The following is a 16900-nucleotide window of genomic DNA, read 5'->3' as shown; positions in this document are numbered from 1 at the left end:
GCCGGAAGCCGGGGCAGCCGAAGAGGCGGACCGCAGATCTGGGTCGAGCGCGGACAGTCGGACGATGACGATGACGATGAGCGGGAGGAGATCAGCAGCGGGAGGAGATCAGCAGGGGAAGTCGTCGGCGCGTGCGGCCCGGCGCCAGGCCTGGAGGTGGCTTGCGACCACTTCGCCGGTCCGGGGGAAGCCGGCCGGGTTCGCCAGGCCCACCGCGACCGGCCGTCGGCCGGGCCGCCAGGTGAACGTGCCGAACGCGTGGTCCCAGACCGAGAGGTCGGAGCCGTAGTGACCGGCTTCGGACAGGTCGACGCTGTGATGCAGCCGGTGCTGCTCGGGCCCGGCGAGGACGTGGTTGAGCACGCCGATCCGGACGTCGATGTTGGCGTGCACGAAGTACCCCTGGGCCACCACGAACAGGCCGATCACGAAGACCGCCTCGGCCGAGAACCCGGCCAGCGCCAGCGTGCACTGGACAGCGGCCTGGGTGAGCACGATGTCCAGCAGGTGGTTGACCCCGTTGTTGCCGACGTTCACTTTGTCGGGCACATGGTGCACGCCGTGCAGCCGCCAGAGCCGGGGGTCGGTGTGGCACCAGCGGTGGAACAGGTAGTTGGCCAGTGAGCCGAGCAGCAGCGCCAGCGGAATCTCCACCGAGAGCGGCAGGGCCGGGTGCGGCGGAGCCGCCCAGCGGACGACGGCCATGACCGGCAGTTGGGCCAGGGCCCCGCCGATCATCGTCAGGACGAAGTAGACGCCGTACAGGCCCCATTCACGCGCACTCGGTGCCCATTCCGGTTCGTACGGGATCAACCATTCGAGCAGTGCCATGGCGGCGATGGTCCCGACCAGGAAGAGCTGGCTGACCCGGCCGGGATCCCAGCGCAGATGCAGGGCCGCGATCACGGTGGCCGCCAGGGTGAACAGCAGGGCCGGGTACGCGACATGACGCAGCACGGTTCGAAACTGTCCGCGCATGACGCCCCCCTGCGACCCGCCGCCCGAAAAGTCACCGACAGTGTTCGTTCAGATACTAAGGGTGTCCGCAACGCGATGCGAGGGGTTCTCGGAAAGGATCAGAAGGGGGTGAATTCATCCGATTAATGAGTTGTGCTCCGGCGCGGGTGCGCCGCTGCGAAAGCGGCGCACCCGCCCGCGCTCGGCGGCTCAGGCGACCGCCCTACCACCGTGCCGCCGCCGCGTCACGGCAGCACCATCACCGCGGCAGGTTCGGCGGGGATTGCGTGTCCACGGGGTCGCACGGCTTGAACCGGCCCTTGATGAACGCGTATCGGAAACTCCGGGGCGACTCCCAGTCGGACCCCTTCGGAGCGGCACCGGGCAGGTTCTCCTCGACCAGGAACGCGTCCGCGTGGGTCATGACGTACCGGTAACTCCACTTGCCGTCGCCGACGTTCCGCTGCTTCAGCGGCTTCCCCCGGTCGAGCGCGCACCGCTTGCCCGGGGGCACCTTGTCGACGATCGCGGTGAAGCCGGCGGCCCGGATCTTCTTCGCGAGCCGCTCGAACTGCTCAGGGTCGCCATGCCAGTCGAGATCGCGGACGGAGACGGTCAGGGTGCCGTCCGCGTTCTTCTCCACCGCGTAGGCGGGGGTCGTCGTCGGCCCGTCGGGCATCGCCACGGTCACGCCCGCCGCGATCGCCGCCGCCGCGAGCCCCCACGCGAACCGCTTCCGGGTGCGGAGCCCGCTCCCGCCGGTGTGTTCCGCCTTCATCGTCCGCCAACCGCGCATCAGGTGTTCCTCACGCTGGATCCGTCGGCCGACGGGGAGGTCCCGCTCGGCCGGTACGGCCAGCAGCCGGCGCAGTTCCTCCACGTCGCTGTCCCGACTCCGTTCCCGGCTCACCGCGGTCCCCTTCCGTTTCCTTCGCTCGGCCGGACCGCCTCGTGGCGGTCACCTGTCTGCTGCCGTCTCGTGGGCGTGGGTTCCGTATGCCGGTCAAGATTTTTCCGCGCCAACTTCTCCAGCCGGACGCGTGCCCGGGACAGCCGGGAGCGGACGGTGCCCACCGGAATCCCCAACGCCTCCGCCGTCGCGGCGTAGTTCAGCCCGGCCCACACGCTCAGCGCCAGCACCTCACGGTCCGGCCGCGACAACTGGTCCAGCGCCTTGCGTACCGCCGCTATCCGCTCCTGGTCCTCCAGCCGGCCGACCACCTCGTCGGCGAAGTCCGGCAGCAGGTCGGGCGGGGGCATACGTTCCATCAGGGCCCGGTGGCGACGGGCCGTACGTCTGCGGTGGTGCACGACGTTCGTGGCGATCCCCAGCAGCCACGGCAGCAGGCTTCCGCCGTGCGGCTCGACCCTCTCCCGCAGCCGCCAGGCTTCGAGGAACACCAGCGACACACAGTCCTCGGCGACCGACCAGTCGCCCGTCAGACGGAAGCAGTGGTTGTAGACCGCCCGTCCGTGCTCACGGAAGAGCACCCTGAAGGAGTCCTCGTCGCCTGCTCGGACGCGGGTCCGGAATAGTGGCTCCATGCCTGGCTCTGCCGAGACGTCACCCACCGGTTCCATGTGACCTGCACCATATCGGGGCGTCGGTGGCCTCCTGCCGTGGCGGTTGCGCGCGGGAGGCACGCGGGGTGGACGTTGTACCTTCGTCGGGCGAAGCGTGGTCGGCTCCGCCGCGCAGCCCCGTACGCCAGGGGGTGGGACGGGTGCGGGAGCGGATACAGGAACGGACACGGGAACGGACACGGGAAGGGTGCGAGAGGGGATCGTGGAGACAAGTGCGCAGGCCGGCTCCGCCGCGCAGCCCCGTACACCCCTGAGCAAGCGGCGGGTTCTGGGTGCCGCCGTCACCCTGGCCGACGAAGGCGGGGTCGACGCGCTGAGCATGCGCAGGATCGCGCAGTCGCTCGGTGTCGTGCCCATGGCCCTGTACAAGCACGTGGCCAACAAGAACGAGTTGCTGGACGGCATGATCGACGTCCTCGTCGGCGAGATCGACCCGCCGGCCATCGACACCGACTGGAAGACCACCATCCGCCGACGGGTCCTGTCGGCCCGCCGCATGCTGCTGCGTCACCCGTGGGCGCCCGAGGTCATCGAGTCGCGGATCAAGGCGAGGACCACCCCGACACCGGCGGTCATGGAGTACCTGGACTCGATGATCGGAATCTTCCGCGCCGGGGGTTTCTCGCTCGACCTCACCCATCACGCGATGCATGTCATGGGCAGCCGTCTGCTGGGCTTCTCCCAGGAGTTGTTCGAGGACACCTCCGACCGCGAGCCGGATCCGGACGCGCTGCCGCCCGAGGAGATGGCGGCGCGCTACCCCCACATCACCGCGCTCGCCATGGCGGTCGCGCACGACCGGGATTCCGTCGTCGGCTCGGGCTGCGACGATCAGTTCGAGTTCGAGTTCGCCCTGGACCTGACCCTGGACGGCCTCGACCGGCTCCTGACCAAGGCCTGAGCGAGGCCCAGCAGGCCCAACGAGGCCCAGCAAGGCCTGAGCAAAGTCTGACCCGCCGAAAGCGCCCCCTTCTCTCCACCCCTGCCCCCTTCGCCCCTTGACGGGTGTACGGCGTACACCTACCTTGCGATGAGAGAGGTGTACGCCGTACACCGCGACGCCCGCGGGCGATGGGGGAGACCACCATGAAGATGAAGGCGATCGTTCAGGAGAGGTTCGGACCGCCGGACGTCCTGCGTCTGGCGGACATCGACCGGCCCGGCATCGGCGCCGATCAGGTGCTGGTACGGGTGCGTGCCGCCGCGCTCAACCCGTACGACTGGCACATGCTGCGCGGCGACCCGTACGTGGCGCGGTTGATGGGAGGCGTGGGGCTGACCCGGCCGAAGTCGCGGGTGGCCGGGATCGACGCCGCCGGGCAGGTGGAGGCGGTCGGCGCCGACGTACGAGGGCTCCGGCCGGGGGACGAGGTCATGGGCTTCTGCCGGGGCTCCTTCGCCGAGTTCGCGCGCACCACCGCTGATCTGCTCGTACCCAGGCCTACGAGTCTGACGTTCGAGCAGGCCGCGGCCGTACCGGTGGCGGCGGTGACCGCGCTGCGCGGCATCCGGACGGTCGGGCGGGTGCGGGCGGGGCAGCGTGTGCTGGTCAACGGGGCGGGCGGCGGCGTGGGCACGTTCGCAGTACAGATCGCCGTGGCCCTGGGCGCGGAGGTGACCGGGGTGTGCAGCGCCCGCAACGTCGATCTGGTGCGCTCACTGGGCGCCGCGCACGTCGTCGACTACGGCCGGGAGGATTTCACCGACCGGCGCACGCGCTACGACGTCATCCTGGACAACGTGGGCAACCGCCCGCTGGGCCTGCTGCGCCGGGCGCTCACCCCGACAGGGACCCTGGTGGCCAACGGCGGTGGCTCGCCCGGTCATGTGGTCGGGGTGATCGGTTCCATGCTGCGGATGAGCGCGGTCGACGCGTTCGCCCGGCAGCGGCTCCGCCCGATCCTTCCCTCGCCCCCGGCCGGTCCGACCCACGAGGACCTGCTCGCCGTCACCGCGCTGATCGAGTCCGGCGACGTCACCCCGGTTGTCGACCGGACCTACCAACTGGCCGACACCGCCGAGGGCGTACGCCATCTTGAGCGCGGCCATGCCCGCGGCAAGGCCGTGGTCGTCGTGCCGTGAGGCGGTGGATCAGGCGTAGCCCGCCGTGGTGATCCGGACGAAGGAGCGGACCGGACCGGACCGGACCGGACCGGACCGGAGCGGAGCGGACCGGGCCGGACAGGGGGAGTCGGTGCCGGCGTTGTTCCGGGCGATCCGGGTGGTTCGTCTCGCGGCGCACGGTGGTGATCCGGGGTGTGTCGGGGGTGCGCGGTGGACTCGGCGGAGTGTCGGTCGGTTTGATGGGGGCGCGGGGTGATCCGTGCCGTCACGGGTCGACGACCGCGGGCCGACGACACCCGACACGCGCCGGAGATGAACTGCCATGGTGACCGACCGGTACGGCAACCGCCTGTACGAGTGCACCGCCGAAGGGGCGGAGCATCTGGACCGGGCCGTGGAGGGGCTGTTGTTCTTCCGGCCCGAGTTCCCGACCGCCGTCGCGGACGCGGTGGCCGCGTGTCCCGCCTCGCCGTTGGCGCAGGCGTTCTCGGCCTATCTGGGCGTGCTCGGGACCGAGTCGCGGGACGCCGCCGAGGCGGGCCGCCGGTTCGCGGACTTCCGCGCCGGGCTGGACGTCGGGGCGCTGCCCCGCCGGGAGCGTATGCACATGGCGGCGGCGGAGGCCTGGCTCGGGGGTGATCTGGAGCGGGCCGGGCAGGTCCTGGAGGAGCTGGTCGTTGAGTGCCCGCGCGATCCGCTCGCCCTGGCGGTCGGCCATCAGCTCGACTTCTTCACCGGGGACGCGACGCGGCTGCGCGACCGGATCGGCGGGGCCCTGCCCGCGTGGGACGCGGACGACCCCCATCGCGGTCCGCTCATGGGCATGTACGCGTTCGGCCTGGAGGAGTCGGGGCACTACGGCCGGGCCCAGGAGGTCGCCCGGGCCGCCGTCGAGCGGAACCCCGGGGACATCTGGGCCATCCACGCGGTCGTCCATGTGCACGAGATGCAGGGGCGGTTCGCCGAGGGCATCGACTTCCTCGACGCGCGCCTCGACGACTGGGCGAGCGGCAGTCTGCTGACGGTGCACAGCTGGTGGCACTACGCCCTGTACGCGCTGGAGGCGGGCGACACCGCGACGGCCCTGCGGGTCTACGACGCCGTACTGCACCACAAGGACTCGTCCGGGTTCGTCATGGAACTCCTCGACGCCGCCTCGCTGTTGTGGCGGTTCCTCCTGGACGGCTCGGACCAGGACGCCCGTTGGCAGGCACTGGCCGACGCGTGGGCCGCCCGCGAGGACCCGCCGTTCTACGCCTTCAACGACGTGCACGCCGTCATGGCCTTCGCGGGCGCGGGGCGGCTGGATGTGGCGGACGCGTTCGTCGCCGACCGGGAGCGCTGGCTGCGGGAGGTGAGGGACGGCGGGGGCCGGATCACCAACCGGGCGATGACCGGCTCCATCGGCCTGCCCGTGTGCCAGGCACTGGCGGCGTACGTCCGCGAGGACTACGAGGCGGTCGTCGAACTGCTGTGGCCCATCCGCCGTCGGCTGAACACCTTCGGCGGCAGCCACGCCCAGCGCGACGCGATCCAGCGGACCCTGCTGGAGGCGGCCCTCCGCGCCCGCCGGGACGACCTGGCCCGGCTCCTGCTCGGCGAACGCACCGGTCTGAGCCCCCACAGCCCGTACAACTGGCTCGGCGAGGCCCGTCTCGCCGACGCCCTCGGCGAAGCGGGCCGCGCCGCCGTCGCCCGCGACACGGCGACCGAACTGGCGGCACCGGCCGCGGCGAGGCTGCTCGGGAACCCGCACGCCGTACATCTCGAACGCAGGCCCTGAGTCCCGTCCTGTACTGCCTGTTCCCGGCCAGGACCGACAACCGACCCGCCGGCCAGGACGGACAGCGGTCCTCTCGGCTAGGACAGACAGCCGACGTGGGCCAGGGCCTGCTTCAGCAGGACTCCCTGGCCGCCCGGCATCTCGTTCTGGACGGAGGCCGACGCCGCTTCCTGGGGGCTGAACCACACCAGGTCGAGCGCGTCCTGCCGGGGACGGCAGTCGCCGGACACCGGGACGATGTAGGCGAGGGACACCGCGTGCTGACGCGGGTCGTGGAACGGGGTGATGCCCTGCGTCGGGAAGTACTCGGCGACGGTGAAGGGCTGCAGGGCGGACGGGACGCGGGGCAGCGCCACCGGCCCGAGGTCCTTCTCCAGGTGCCGCAGGAGCGCGTCCCGCACCCGCTCGTGATGCATCACGCGGCCGGAGACCAGATTGCGGCTGACCGTCCCGTCCGGGCCGATGCGCAGCAGCAGCCCGATGCTGGTGACTTCGCCGCTGTCGTCGACGCGCACGGGCACGGCCTCGACGTACAGGATCGGCATCCGGGCGCGCGCCGATTCGAGCTCGTCGGACGGCAGCCAGCCGGGCGTGGTTTCGGTCATGTCAGACATTGGCTGATCATACTTTCAACGTCAGCCGGAGCGCGCGTCGCTCCGATCACACCTGTCAGAGATGCCCCAGCCGCCTCCCTCGCATGCGCGGCGTCGACGATCGGTCATGCCTCAGTCGTGCGCGGCCCACATTCCGCGCACATGACCGAGGTGGCGGGTCATCACCGAGCGTACGGCGTCCTCGTCGCGGGAGAGGAGGACGTCCAGGAGTTCCAGGTGCTCCTGCGCCGAGGACAGCAGCCGGCCCGACTCGACGAGCGCGGTCAGACCGTAGAGGCGGGCGCGTTTGCGCAGGTCACCGACCACCTCGACCAGATGCGCGTTGCCCGCGAGGGCGAGCAGACCGAGATGGAAGCGGGTGTCGGCCTCGACGTACGCGATGAGGTCCCCGGCGGCCGCGGCGGCGACGATCTCCCGGGCGGCGGGCCGCAGCGCCTCCAGGGAGACCGGGTCGGCGGTCCGCGCCAGGCCGACGGTGGTCGGGATCTCGATGAGCGAGCGGACATGGGTGTACTCGTCGAGCTGCTTCTCGGTGACGGCGGTGACCCGGAACCCCTTGTTGGGCACCGTGTCGACCAGGCCCTCCTTGGCCAGATCCAGCATGGCCTCGCGCACCGGCGTCGCCGAGACACCGAAGCGGGCGGCGAGCGCGGGCGCGGAGTACACCTCGCCCGGCCGCAGCTCACCGGCGATCAGCGCGGCCCGCAGCGCGTCGGCGACCCGCTCGCGGTAGCTGCTCTTCTTGCCGCCGAGCACCGGCAGGGCGGGGCCGGCGGCAGGGGCTGACGGGGCCATCGGGTCTCTCCTGGAGAACGAGTCCGGACGGGAACAGCCGGACGGGAGACTAGAGAACGAATCCGGACGGGAACGGGTCGGTCGGGTCGAGCAGATACTGCGCCGTGCCCGTGATCCAGGCGCGGCCGGTGAAGCTTGGCAGCACGGCGGGCACACCGGCCACCTCGGTCTCGCCGAGCAGCCTGCCGGTGAAGTGGGTGCCGATGAAGGACTCGTTCACGAACTCGGTGTGCAGGGGGAGCTCACCCCGCGCGTGCAGTTGCGCCATGCGCGCGCTGGTGCCCGTGCCGCAGGGGGAGCGGTCGAACCAGCCGGGGTGGATGGCCATCGCGTGGCGGGAGTGCCGCGCGGTGGCGCCCGGGGCGTACAGATGGACGTGGTGGAGGCCGTGGATCGACGGGTCCTCCGGATGGACGGGCTCCTCCTCCGCGTTGACGGCGTCCATGAGGGCGAGGCCCGCCCGCAGGATGTCGTCCTTGCGGTCACGGTCGAAGGGCAGCCCGAACTGCTCCAGCGGCAGGATGGCGTAGAAGTTGCCGCCGTACGCGAGGTCGTATGTCACCGTCCGCCCGTCGGCGAGTGCGATTTTACGGTCGAGGGCGACGGAGAACGACGGCACGTTCCGCAGGGTGACCGCCTTGGCCGCGCCGTCCTCCACCGCCACCTCGGCCACGACGAGGCCCGCCGGGGTGTCGAGACGGATGGTGGTGACCGGCTCGACGACCTCGACCATGCCGGTCTCGACGAGCACGGTCGCGACGCCGATCGTGCCGTGGCCGCACATGGGCAGATACCCGGAGACCTCGATGTAGACGACGCCGTAGTCGCAGTCGGGGCGGGTCGGCGGCTGCAGGATCGCGCCGCTCATCGCCGCGTGCCCGCGCGGCTCGTTCATCAGCAACTGCTTGACGTCGTCGCGGTGTTCACGGAACCACAGCCGGCGTTCGTTCATGGTCGCGCCGGGGATCGTGCCGATCCCGCCGGTGATCACCCGGGTGGGCATGCCCTCGGTGTGCGAGTCGACGGCGTGCAGGACGAGTTTGCTGCGCATGAACTGCTCTCCCTCCGGCCTGAGTTACGCGAGTCCCGCGGCCACGGCCTTCTCGGTGGCGGAACGGATCACGGCCTCCTGCTCCGGCAGCAGCTCCACCCGGGGCGGACGGCAGCGGCCCCCGTGCCGGCCCACGATGTCCATCGACAACTTGATGGCCTGCACGAACTCGACCTTCGAGTCCCAGCGCAGCAGCGGGTGCAGCTGTGCGTAGAGCGCCTTCGCCGTCGCGAGGTCGCCGTCCACCGCCGCGTGGTACAGCTCGACGGTCGCGGCGGGCAGCGCGTTCGGGTAGCCGGCCACCCAGCCTTTGGCGCCCGCCAGCGCCAGCTCCAGCAGCACGTCGTCCGCGCCGATCAACAGGTCCAGTTCCGGGGCGAGTTCGGCGAGCTGGTACGCCCGGCGGACATCGCCGGAGAACTCCTTCACGGCCCGGATGTACCCCTCGCCGTGCAGCTTGGCGAGCAGTTCGGGGACGAGGTCGACCTTGGTGTCGATCGGGTTGTTGTACGCCACGACCGGGACGCCCGCCTTCGCGACCTCCGCGTAGTGCGCGAGCACCGACCGCTCGTCGGCGCGGTACGCGTTCGGCGGCAGCAGCATCACCGACGCGCAGCCCGCGTCCCGCGCCTGCTCGGCCCAGCGCCGGGACTCGGCGGACCCGTACGCGGCGACCCCCGGCATCACCCGCGAGCCGCCGATCGCGGCGACGGCCGTCTCGACGACCTTGGCCCGCTCCTCGGGCGTCAGCACCTGGTACTCGCCGAGCGAGCCGTTCGGCACGACACCGTCACAGCCGTTCTCGACCAGCCAGGCACAGTGCTCGGCGTACTTGTCGTGGTCGACGGACAGGTCGTCGCGCAGGGGGAGCGCGGTGGCGACGAGGACGCCGCGCCAGGGGTGGTTCGGGGTGCCGGTCATAGTGAGTGCCCTCTCCATGGGGTGTGACATATCACTGACGGTGAGACGGTGAAGGGTCGCGATCCTGCGGTGGTCGGTCGGTGAAGGGGGCCTGATGGCCGTCATTCGTCGTCCTCGGTCTCTCCCGCCCGGGCCAGCACACCCAGCGGTACCGGCCGGGCGAACGGCCGCCGGGCCACGCTCTCCGCGCATCCGGCGAGCCCCGCGACGGCCGGCCCGCACATCCGGCCCTGGCACCAGCCCATCCCGGCACGGGTGAGCAGCTTCACCGTCCGGACGTCCCCGGCGCCCAACTCCCCGACGGCCTCACGGACTTGCCCGGCGGTGACCTCCTCGCACCGGCAGACGACCGTGTCGTCGGTGACCTGCTCGGTCCAGTGCGCCGGCGGAACGTACACGGCGTCGAGCACGGCGAAGAACTCCCGCGATTTCTCCCGGGACTTGGCGGCCCCCGCCCACTCATCCGGGTCGGGTACGCGCCCCAGGAGCCGGGCGGCGGCCGACCGCCCCGCGATGTGCCCCTCGGCCAGGGAGAGGGCCGCGCCGCCGATCCCGGTGGTCTCGCCCGCCGCCCAGACCCCCGGCACATCGGTGCGCTGCTCGTCGTCGACCCACACGCGCGTTCCGTCGGACTCGACACGGCAGCCGAGCGCCTCGGCGAGGTCGGTGTGCGGAAGCATGCCGTGGCCGACGGCGAGCGTGTCGCAGGGGATACGCCGCCCGGTGCCGGGCCGGACGCGTCCCTCGCTGTCGAGCGCGGCGACGGTCACGGCCTCCAGCCGGTCGCCGCCGTGCGCCTCGACGACGGTATGGCGGACGAGGGTCCGCACCCGGCGGCGCAGCAACTCCACCGCGTACCCGGCCCCTTCGGCGACCTTGTCCGCCCGGCCCGCCAGCGCTCCGGCCCGCCGCGCCAGGGCCTTCGGGTCCGCCGACTCCACCAGCGCGGCCACCGTGACGCCCGCCGCCGCCAGCCCGGTCGCCACCGGCAGCAGCAGCGGACCGGTCCCGGCGACGACCGCCGTACGGCCGGACACCACGAGCCCGCCCTTCAGCATGGCCTGCGCGCCCCCGGCCGTGACCACGCCCGGCAGGGTCCAGCCGGGGAACGGCAGCACCTTCTCGTAGCCACCGGTCGCCAGCAGGACGGCGTCCGCGCGCACCTCGACGGGGGCCTCCTGCTCTGGGCCGAGCAGGGCGTGGACGGTGAAGCGATGGGGGCCGTCCCCGGGATGGCGCTCCACGCACCACACATGGTGGTCCGAGAGATGGGTGACGCGCCCGGCGGCGGCCTGCCGCTCCAGGCCGTCGCGCAGCCGCCGCCAGGTGCGCCACTGGTGGTGCAGGGCCTGGGGGCGCCGTGCGCCGAGCCCGGCGGCGGGCTGCCGGTAGAACTGGCCGCCGGGTGCCTCCGCCGAGTCGACCACCGTGACCCGTACGCCCTGTCCGGCCGCCGCCAGGGCCGCGGCGAGCCCCGCGGGGCCGGCGCCGACGATCGTCAGACGGGGTGGCCCGGCGGCGGTGGCGTCAGTGCTCATGGCCCGTCCCCTCCTGGGTGCGGATGGCGTCGCCCGGTCGGACCGGGACCAGGCAAGCCCGTTGATTGGGGCGGTCGTTGACGGTGACCAGGCAGTCGAAGCACACGCCGATACCGCAGAAGATCCCGCGTGGCCGGCCCTCGCCCCGGGTGCCGCGCCAGGACGTGACCCCGGCGGCCCAGAGCGCGGCGGCGACCGTCTGGCCGGGCAGCGCGTCGATGTCACGGCCGTCGAGAGTGACGGTGAACGCGGGCCCCGGTTCGGCCCGCGCCAGCTCCAGCGGGTTCATGCCACGTCCCCCTCATGCCCATGCCCATGCCCGTGTCCGTACCTGTGCCCATGCCCGTGCTGTCGCTCGTGCGCGTGCTCGTGTTCGTCCTTGTGTTCGTGCGCGTGTTCGTGCTCGTCGAACCGGTCAGGGCGGAACGGCGTGAGGTCCAGATCGGGTGTCCCCCCGCCGAGCACCTGGGCGATCAACTGCCCGGTGCCGGTGGCGAGTCCGATGCCGGCACCCTCGTGGCCGCAGGCGTGGAACAGGCCCGGGACGCGGGGGTCGGGCCCGATCGCGGGCAGGTGGTCCGGCATGTACGGCCGGAAGCCGACGTACGTCCGCATCGCGCGCACCCGCTCCAGGAAGGGGAACAGCCGGGTCGCGCCCGCCGCCAGCGCCCGTACGACGGGCAGCGAGAACGACCGGTCGAAGCCGACCCGTTCGCGGCTCGCCCCGATCAGTACGGGCCCGGCGGCCGTGCCCTCGACGACCGGGGAGGTCTGGAGCGCCGCCGAGTCGCTCGCCACATCGGCCACGTAGTCGGCGGCGTACACCTTGTGCCGGACCATCGGCGGCAGCGGTTCGGTGACGAGGACGAAGCCGCGCCGGGGGAGGACGGGGAGGGTGACGCCGGCGAGCGCGGCCAGTTCGCCGCCCCAGGTGCCGGCGGCGTTCACGACCGCCGGGGTGTGGATGTCGCCCCGGTCGGTCCGTACGCCGCGTACGGCGCCGTCCGGTGAGCGCAGCACCTCGGTCACGGTCCGGCCGGTGAGCAGGCGGGCGCCGGAGGCCCGTACGAGATGGGCGGCGGCCAGGGTGGGCATGACCTGGGCGTCCTGCGGGTAGTGCACGCCGCCCGCGAGGCCGGGCGCCAAGTGCGGTTCCAGATCGGGGAGTTGGGGTGCGGTGACGGTCACCGCCTCGACTCCGGCGGCGCGTTGCCCGGCCGCGAACCGCTCCAGCGCGGCGAGCCCTTCCGGGGCGGAGGCGACGACGAGGCCGCCCTTCGCCTCGTACTCGAACGCCTTCCCCAGGCCCGGCTCGGCGGCCAGCTCCGCCCACAAGTGGTTGGACAGCAGGGCGAGTTCGAGCTCGGGGCCGGGCTCCTTGTCGGAGACCAGGAGGTTGCCCTCACCGGCGCCGGTCGTGCCGCCGGCCACCGGACCACGGTCCACCACGACAACGCCCAGACCCGCCCGGGCTGCGTACAGGGCGCAGGCCGCGCCCACCATTCCCGCTCCGACAACCACGACGTCGCAGGTCAGTCGCTCGGTCACCTCAGTACTATGTCACATGGCGCTGTGCCGTGGAATACCCCGAACGGGGGCCCGGCCGGTGCGGGCCGCGGGCTACTCTTCATGCTCCGCTCCCTATACCGCCGCTCTTCCTGAGGACAGTGCGATGTCACACGACAAGCCCTGCTGCGCTCCCGGCCGCGAGCCGGTGGCTCTGTCGCCGGCCGGGCCCCTCGCCGGGCCGCCGGACGGGGCCCCGGGCGATGCCGGGTCCCCGGTGGTGGGGCAGGGGCGCGAGCGGTTGCTGTCGCTGCCCGGCGGGGCGTTCCTGATGGGCGCCGAGGACGAGGCCGGTTACCCGGCGGACGGCGAGGGCCCGGTCCGTGAGGTCGGGCTGAGTCCGTTCCGTATCGCCGCGACGACCGTCACCAACGCGCAGTTCGCGGCGTTCGTGGCCGCGACCGGACATGTGACCGAGTCCGAACGCTTCGACTTCTCCTTCGTCTTCGAGGGCTTCCTCCCCGCCGCCCTGCGTGCCGTCTCCCCGCGTGTCCCCGGCACCCCGTGGTGGCGCGGCGTCAGGGGTGCCACCTGGCGGCAGCCGGAGGGGCCCGGTTCCTCCGTCGACGCGATCCCCGACCACCCGGTGGTGCACGTCTCCTGGAACGACGCGCAGGCCTACTGCGCCTGGTCGGGCACCCGGCTGCCCACCGAGGCCGAGTGGGAGTACGCGGCCCGTGGCGGCCTGGAGCGGAAGCGCTACCCGTGGGGTGACGAACTCGCCCCCGGTGGCCGTCACGCCTGCAACATCTGGCGCGGCACCTTCCCGGCCGACAACACCGCCGCCGACGGGTACCGTTCCACGGCCCCGGCCGACGCCTTCGAACCCAACGGCTTCGGGCTGTACAACACCGTCGGCAATGTGTGGGAGTGGTGCGCCGACCGCTTCAGCCCGGACTTCCACCGCACCGGCCCGCGCACGGACCCGACGGGGCCGCCCGACGGCCCGGCCCGGGTGATGCGCGGCGGCTCCCACCTGTGCCACGCCTCGTACTGCAACCGCTACCGGGTGGCCGCCCGCTCCTCCAACACGCCCGACAGCGCCGCCGGGAACATCGGGTTCCGGGTCGCGGCGGCGGCCTGAACCCGGGGCCCTTGCCACCCGGGGCCCGCCCTGGTCAGAGCCCGAGCCCCTGCACCATCTCGTCGACGACCACCCGGCAGCGGGGCAACGGGTGCCGGTCCGCCCGCGACGGTGCCGGGTCGTCGTCGGCGGCGGCCCGGGCCGGCTGGGACTCGCGGGCCGCCCGGTCCGCCGGCGCGGCCACCGGGATCTCCCGCAGCCACCGCTGGACGACCCGCACCGGGAGACCGTGGCGGCGCGCGGCGTCGCTCGTGGTGAGCCTGCCGGAGAGGATGTCCGCGAGGGTGCGGATCCGCTCGGTCGGGGAGATCTCCGAGGCTTTCGCAGAGGCTTTCAAGAGCCGGTCCTTTCCCTGGGCGTTCACCGGTGTCGCAGTTTGAGCCGTCGGAACTCGGAAGTGGAACTCGGACGGTGGAACTCGGAGGGCGGAACTTCGTACTGGGCAGCTTCGGGCCGCGCGCGGGAGCGGCCCTTACCGTGGCGTTGCCCGCGCCCGTCCGGAAGGTGAAGAGCCGTCCGGCGGACGAAGCGGAAGGACAGGATCGCGGCCCGAACGCTCCCCGGACTCCCGGACTCCCGGACTCCCGGCCACCCTCTCGGCCGAGTACCGGGGTGGCCCCTGGGCAGTCCTCCCGCGCACGGGTGAGATGGTCGGATGCCCCTTACCCACGCCATCCCCAAGCCCCCTCAGAGGCGCGGGGAACGGTGCGACCAGCCACATCCGGACCCGCACCCGGCAACACACCGAGCCCCCACGGCGAGAACTCGAACGCCCCACCCGGCATGCCCACAACGGACAACCCCCCGAAACTGACCCCATGCCAGGACAGCCCAGCCGCATCGAGGACTACGCCCTCATCGGCGACCTCCTCACCGCCGCCCTCGTGGGCAAGGACGGCAGCATCGACTGGCTCTGTCTCCCCCGCTTCGACTCACCCGCCTGCTTCGCCGCCCTCCTCGGCGACGAGGACAACGGCCGCTGGCGCATCGCCCCGGCGGACGAGCACGGCCCGTACGCCCGCCGCCGCTACCGGGACGACACGGCGATCCTGGAGACGGAGTGGGAGACGACCGGCGGACAGGTCCTGGTCACCGATTTCATGCCGTGCCGGAAGACCGGCGCCCCCAGCGTCGTCCGCATCGTCGAAGGCATCTCCGGCACCGTCGACATGCGCATGGACCTGCGGCTCCGCTTCGACTACGGCCGCGTCCTGCCCTGGATGCGCCGGCGCGGCGGCGCGCTGACGGGCACTGCGGGACCCGAGTCGGTGTGGCTGCGCACCCCCGTGCGGCCGGTCGCCCACGGCACGGCCCACACCGCCGTCTTCCCGGTCACGGCGGGTGAACGGATCCCCTTCGTACTGACCTGGCACCCCTCCCACCTGTCCGCGCCGCGCCAGGTGGACGCCTTCGAGGCGCTGCGCACCACCGAGTCGTACTGGCGCCGCTGGCTGCGCAGACTGACGTACGACGGGCCGTACCGTGACGCCGTCGCCCGCTCCCTGATCACGCTCAAGGCGCTGACGTACCAGCCGACCGGCGGCATCGTCGCCGCCCCGACCACGTCCCTGCCGGAGGAGATCGGCGGCGTACGGAACTGGGACTACCGGTTCTGCTGGCTGCGGGACGCGGGTATGACGCTGGAGGCGTTGCTGCGCAGCGGCTTCAAGGCCGAGGCGGACGCCTGGCGGGGCTGGCTGGAGCGGGCGGTGGCGGGGCGGCCCGAGGACGTGCAGATCATGTACGGCATCGCGGGGGAGCGGCGGCTCACCGAGTGGGAGGCCGACTGGCTGCCGGGGTACGAGGGGTCGCGCCCGGTGCGGATCGGCAACGCGGCCGCCGCGCAGCGCCAGCTCGACGTGCCCGGTGAGGTGATGGACGCCGTCCATCTGGCCATCGGCTGCGGACTGCGCCCGCGCAAGCATCTGGCCTCGCTCCAGGCGGTGTTCCTGGAACACCTGGCACAGGCCTGGGTCGAGCCCGACCAGGGGCTGTGGGAGATGCGCGGCGCCCCCCGCCACTACACGCACTCCAAGGTGATGTGCTGGGTCGCCTTCGACCGGGCGGTCAAGCTGGCCGAGTCGCACGCCCGCCCCGGCCCGGTGGAGAGGTGGCGCGAGGTCCGCGACCGTATCCACCGCGACATCTGCGAGAAGGCCTTCGACCCGGAACGGGGCACCTTCACCCAGTCGTACGGCTCCCGTGCACTCGACGCCGCGCTGCTGCAGATCCCGCAGACCGGGTTCCTGCCGCCGGACGACCCACGGGTGATCGGCACCATCGAGGCCGTGCGGCGCGAACTCCTCCACGACGGGCTCGTGGCCCGCTACTCGGCGGGCACCGCCGACTCGCCGGACGGCCTCACCGGCGGCGAGGGCGCCTTCCTCGCCTGCTCGTTCTGGCTCGCCGACGCGCTGCGGCTGATCGGCCGCGAGGACGAGGCCCGCGCCCTGTACGAACGGCTGCTGGAGCTGCGCAACGACGTCGGACTGCTCGCCGAGGAGTACGACCCCCGGGCCCGCCGCCAACTGGGCAACTTCCCGCAGGCGTTCACCCACGTCCCGCTGATCCGGGTCGCCTACGAACTCGACCGGCACGCCCTCCACGCCCGCCGCGAGGACCCGAAGGCGCCGCCCGGCGGACCCCCCGGCTCCGAGGAGGGATGAGCGGTGCTCCCCGGATTCCTCACCAGGGCCGTCGAGCTGCTGCTCGGCGCCAGGGGCGACGGGGACTGGCCGGTGGGTGTCCACTCCTCGGACGGTACGCCCAATTCCCGGACAGCCTCTTGACGCGGGGCGTGAGCGGATCGACACTCCAGGTGGGGTATTTCCTAGTGAACAGGTAGGGAATGATGGGGCGCCTGGAGCCGGTGGTCACTCGTGTGCCGCGCGCACGCCGGCAGTCCCTTCTTCTGACCTCCCGCCGTCACATCGACCTGCTGCG

Annotated in this window: 16 protein-coding genes; 5 read left to right on the top strand and 11 right to left on the bottom strand. The window is 72.4% G+C overall.

The window, feature by feature from the left end:
* Positions 1 to 108: 108 nt before the first annotated feature.
* The 3 genes from ABT147_RS27370 to ABT147_RS27360 form a co-directional block, all read right to left on the bottom strand.
* A complete protein-coding gene (locus ABT147_RS27370) occupies positions 109 to 978 on the bottom strand; it encodes a sterol desaturase family protein (protein ID WP_351410773.1) in 870 nt (289 codons plus the stop codon).
* Positions 979 to 1216: 238 nt separating this feature from the next.
* A complete protein-coding gene (locus tag ABT147_RS27365; protein WP_351410771.1) occupies positions 1217 to 1867 on the bottom strand; it encodes a hypothetical protein in 651 nt (216 codons plus the stop codon).
* A complete protein-coding gene (locus tag ABT147_RS27360; RefSeq protein WP_351410769.1) occupies positions 1864 to 2502 on the bottom strand; it encodes an RNA polymerase sigma factor in 639 nt (212 codons plus the stop codon). The genes ABT147_RS27365 and ABT147_RS27360 overlap by 4 nt, the downstream gene beginning before the upstream one ends.
* Before the next feature lie 238 nt (positions 2503 to 2740).
* Between ABT147_RS27360 and ABT147_RS27355 the strand changes: the two genes are divergently transcribed.
* From ABT147_RS27355 to ABT147_RS27345, 3 genes are all read left to right on the top strand, one after another.
* A complete protein-coding gene (locus ABT147_RS27355) occupies positions 2741 to 3442 on the top strand; it encodes a TetR/AcrR family transcriptional regulator C-terminal domain-containing protein (protein ID WP_351410900.1) in 702 nt (233 codons plus the stop codon).
* 191 nt (positions 3443 to 3633) lie between these two features.
* Entirely contained in the window at positions 3634 to 4623 is a 990-nt protein-coding gene (locus ABT147_RS27350) for an NAD(P)-dependent alcohol dehydrogenase (RefSeq protein ID WP_351410897.1), read from the top strand.
* 304 nt (positions 4624 to 4927) lie between these two features.
* The gene (locus ABT147_RS27345) at positions 4928 to 6388 is read left to right on the top strand and encodes a tetratricopeptide repeat protein (RefSeq protein WP_351410767.1); all 1461 of its coding nucleotides are present in this window, start codon (positions 4928 to 4930) and stop codon (positions 6386 to 6388) included.
* A gap of 77 nt (positions 6389 to 6465) precedes the next feature.
* On the opposite strand, the gene ABT147_RS27340 is transcribed toward ABT147_RS27345, so the two are convergent.
* From ABT147_RS27340 to ABT147_RS27310, 7 genes are all read right to left on the bottom strand, one after another.
* Complete coding sequence (locus ABT147_RS27340) at positions 6466 to 6993, bottom strand: NUDIX hydrolase family protein (RefSeq protein ID WP_005484552.1); 528 nt, start codon at positions 6991 to 6993, stop codon at positions 6466 to 6468.
* Between the two features lie 120 nt (positions 6994 to 7113).
* Positions 7114 to 7797, bottom strand: coding sequence for a GntR family transcriptional regulator (locus ABT147_RS27335; protein ID WP_351410765.1), 684 nt, complete (start codon positions 7795 to 7797; stop codon positions 7114 to 7116).
* Between the two features lie 49 nt (positions 7798 to 7846).
* Positions 7847 to 8848: a proline racemase family protein gene (locus tag ABT147_RS27330; protein WP_351410763.1), complete on the bottom strand. Its 1002-nt coding sequence runs from the start codon at positions 8846 to 8848 to the stop codon at positions 7847 to 7849.
* Positions 8849 to 8872: 24 nt separating this feature from the next.
* Positions 8873 to 9769: a dihydrodipicolinate synthase family protein gene (locus ABT147_RS27325; protein WP_351410760.1), complete on the bottom strand. Its 897-nt coding sequence runs from the start codon at positions 9767 to 9769 to the stop codon at positions 8873 to 8875.
* Positions 9770 to 9870: 101 nt separating this feature from the next.
* A complete protein-coding gene (locus tag ABT147_RS27320; protein ID WP_351410758.1) occupies positions 9871 to 11307 on the bottom strand; it encodes an FAD-dependent oxidoreductase in 1437 nt (478 codons plus the stop codon).
* On the bottom strand, positions 11297 to 11596 hold the full coding sequence (locus ABT147_RS27315) for a (2Fe-2S)-binding protein (RefSeq protein WP_351410756.1): 300 nt from the start codon (positions 11594 to 11596) through the stop codon (positions 11297 to 11299). Before ABT147_RS27315 ends, ABT147_RS27320 begins: the two co-directional genes overlap by 11 nt.
* Positions 11593 to 12855, bottom strand: coding sequence for an NAD(P)/FAD-dependent oxidoreductase (locus tag ABT147_RS27310; RefSeq protein ID WP_351410753.1), 1263 nt, complete (start codon positions 12853 to 12855; stop codon positions 11593 to 11595). The genes ABT147_RS27315 and ABT147_RS27310 overlap by 4 nt, the downstream gene beginning before the upstream one ends.
* Before the next feature lie 124 nt (positions 12856 to 12979).
* Between ABT147_RS27310 and ABT147_RS27305 the strand changes: the two genes are divergently transcribed.
* The gene (locus ABT147_RS27305; protein WP_351410751.1) at positions 12980 to 13957 is read left to right on the top strand and encodes a formylglycine-generating enzyme family protein; all 978 of its coding nucleotides are present in this window, start codon (positions 12980 to 12982) and stop codon (positions 13955 to 13957) included.
* A gap of 34 nt (positions 13958 to 13991) precedes the next feature.
* Here ABT147_RS27305 and ABT147_RS27300 read toward each other — a convergent pair whose 3' ends face one another.
* Positions 13992 to 14294: a hypothetical protein gene (locus ABT147_RS27300; RefSeq protein ID WP_351410749.1), complete on the bottom strand. Its 303-nt coding sequence runs from the start codon at positions 14292 to 14294 to the stop codon at positions 13992 to 13994.
* 481 nt (positions 14295 to 14775) lie between these two features.
* On the opposite strand from ABT147_RS27300, the gene ABT147_RS27295 reads away from it, so the two are divergent.
* On the top strand, positions 14776 to 16623 hold the full coding sequence (locus ABT147_RS27295) for a glycoside hydrolase family 15 protein (RefSeq protein WP_351410747.1): 1848 nt from the start codon (positions 14776 to 14778) through the stop codon (positions 16621 to 16623).
* Positions 16624 to 16900: the final 277 nt, after the last annotated feature.

Origin of the sequence: Streptomyces sp. NPDC001868, from assembly GCF_040297125.1 — a bacterium.
Classification (GTDB): domain Bacteria; phylum Actinomycetota; class Actinomycetes; order Streptomycetales; family Streptomycetaceae; genus Streptomyces.
This window is presented reverse-complemented; position numbering and strand designations above follow the sequence as displayed.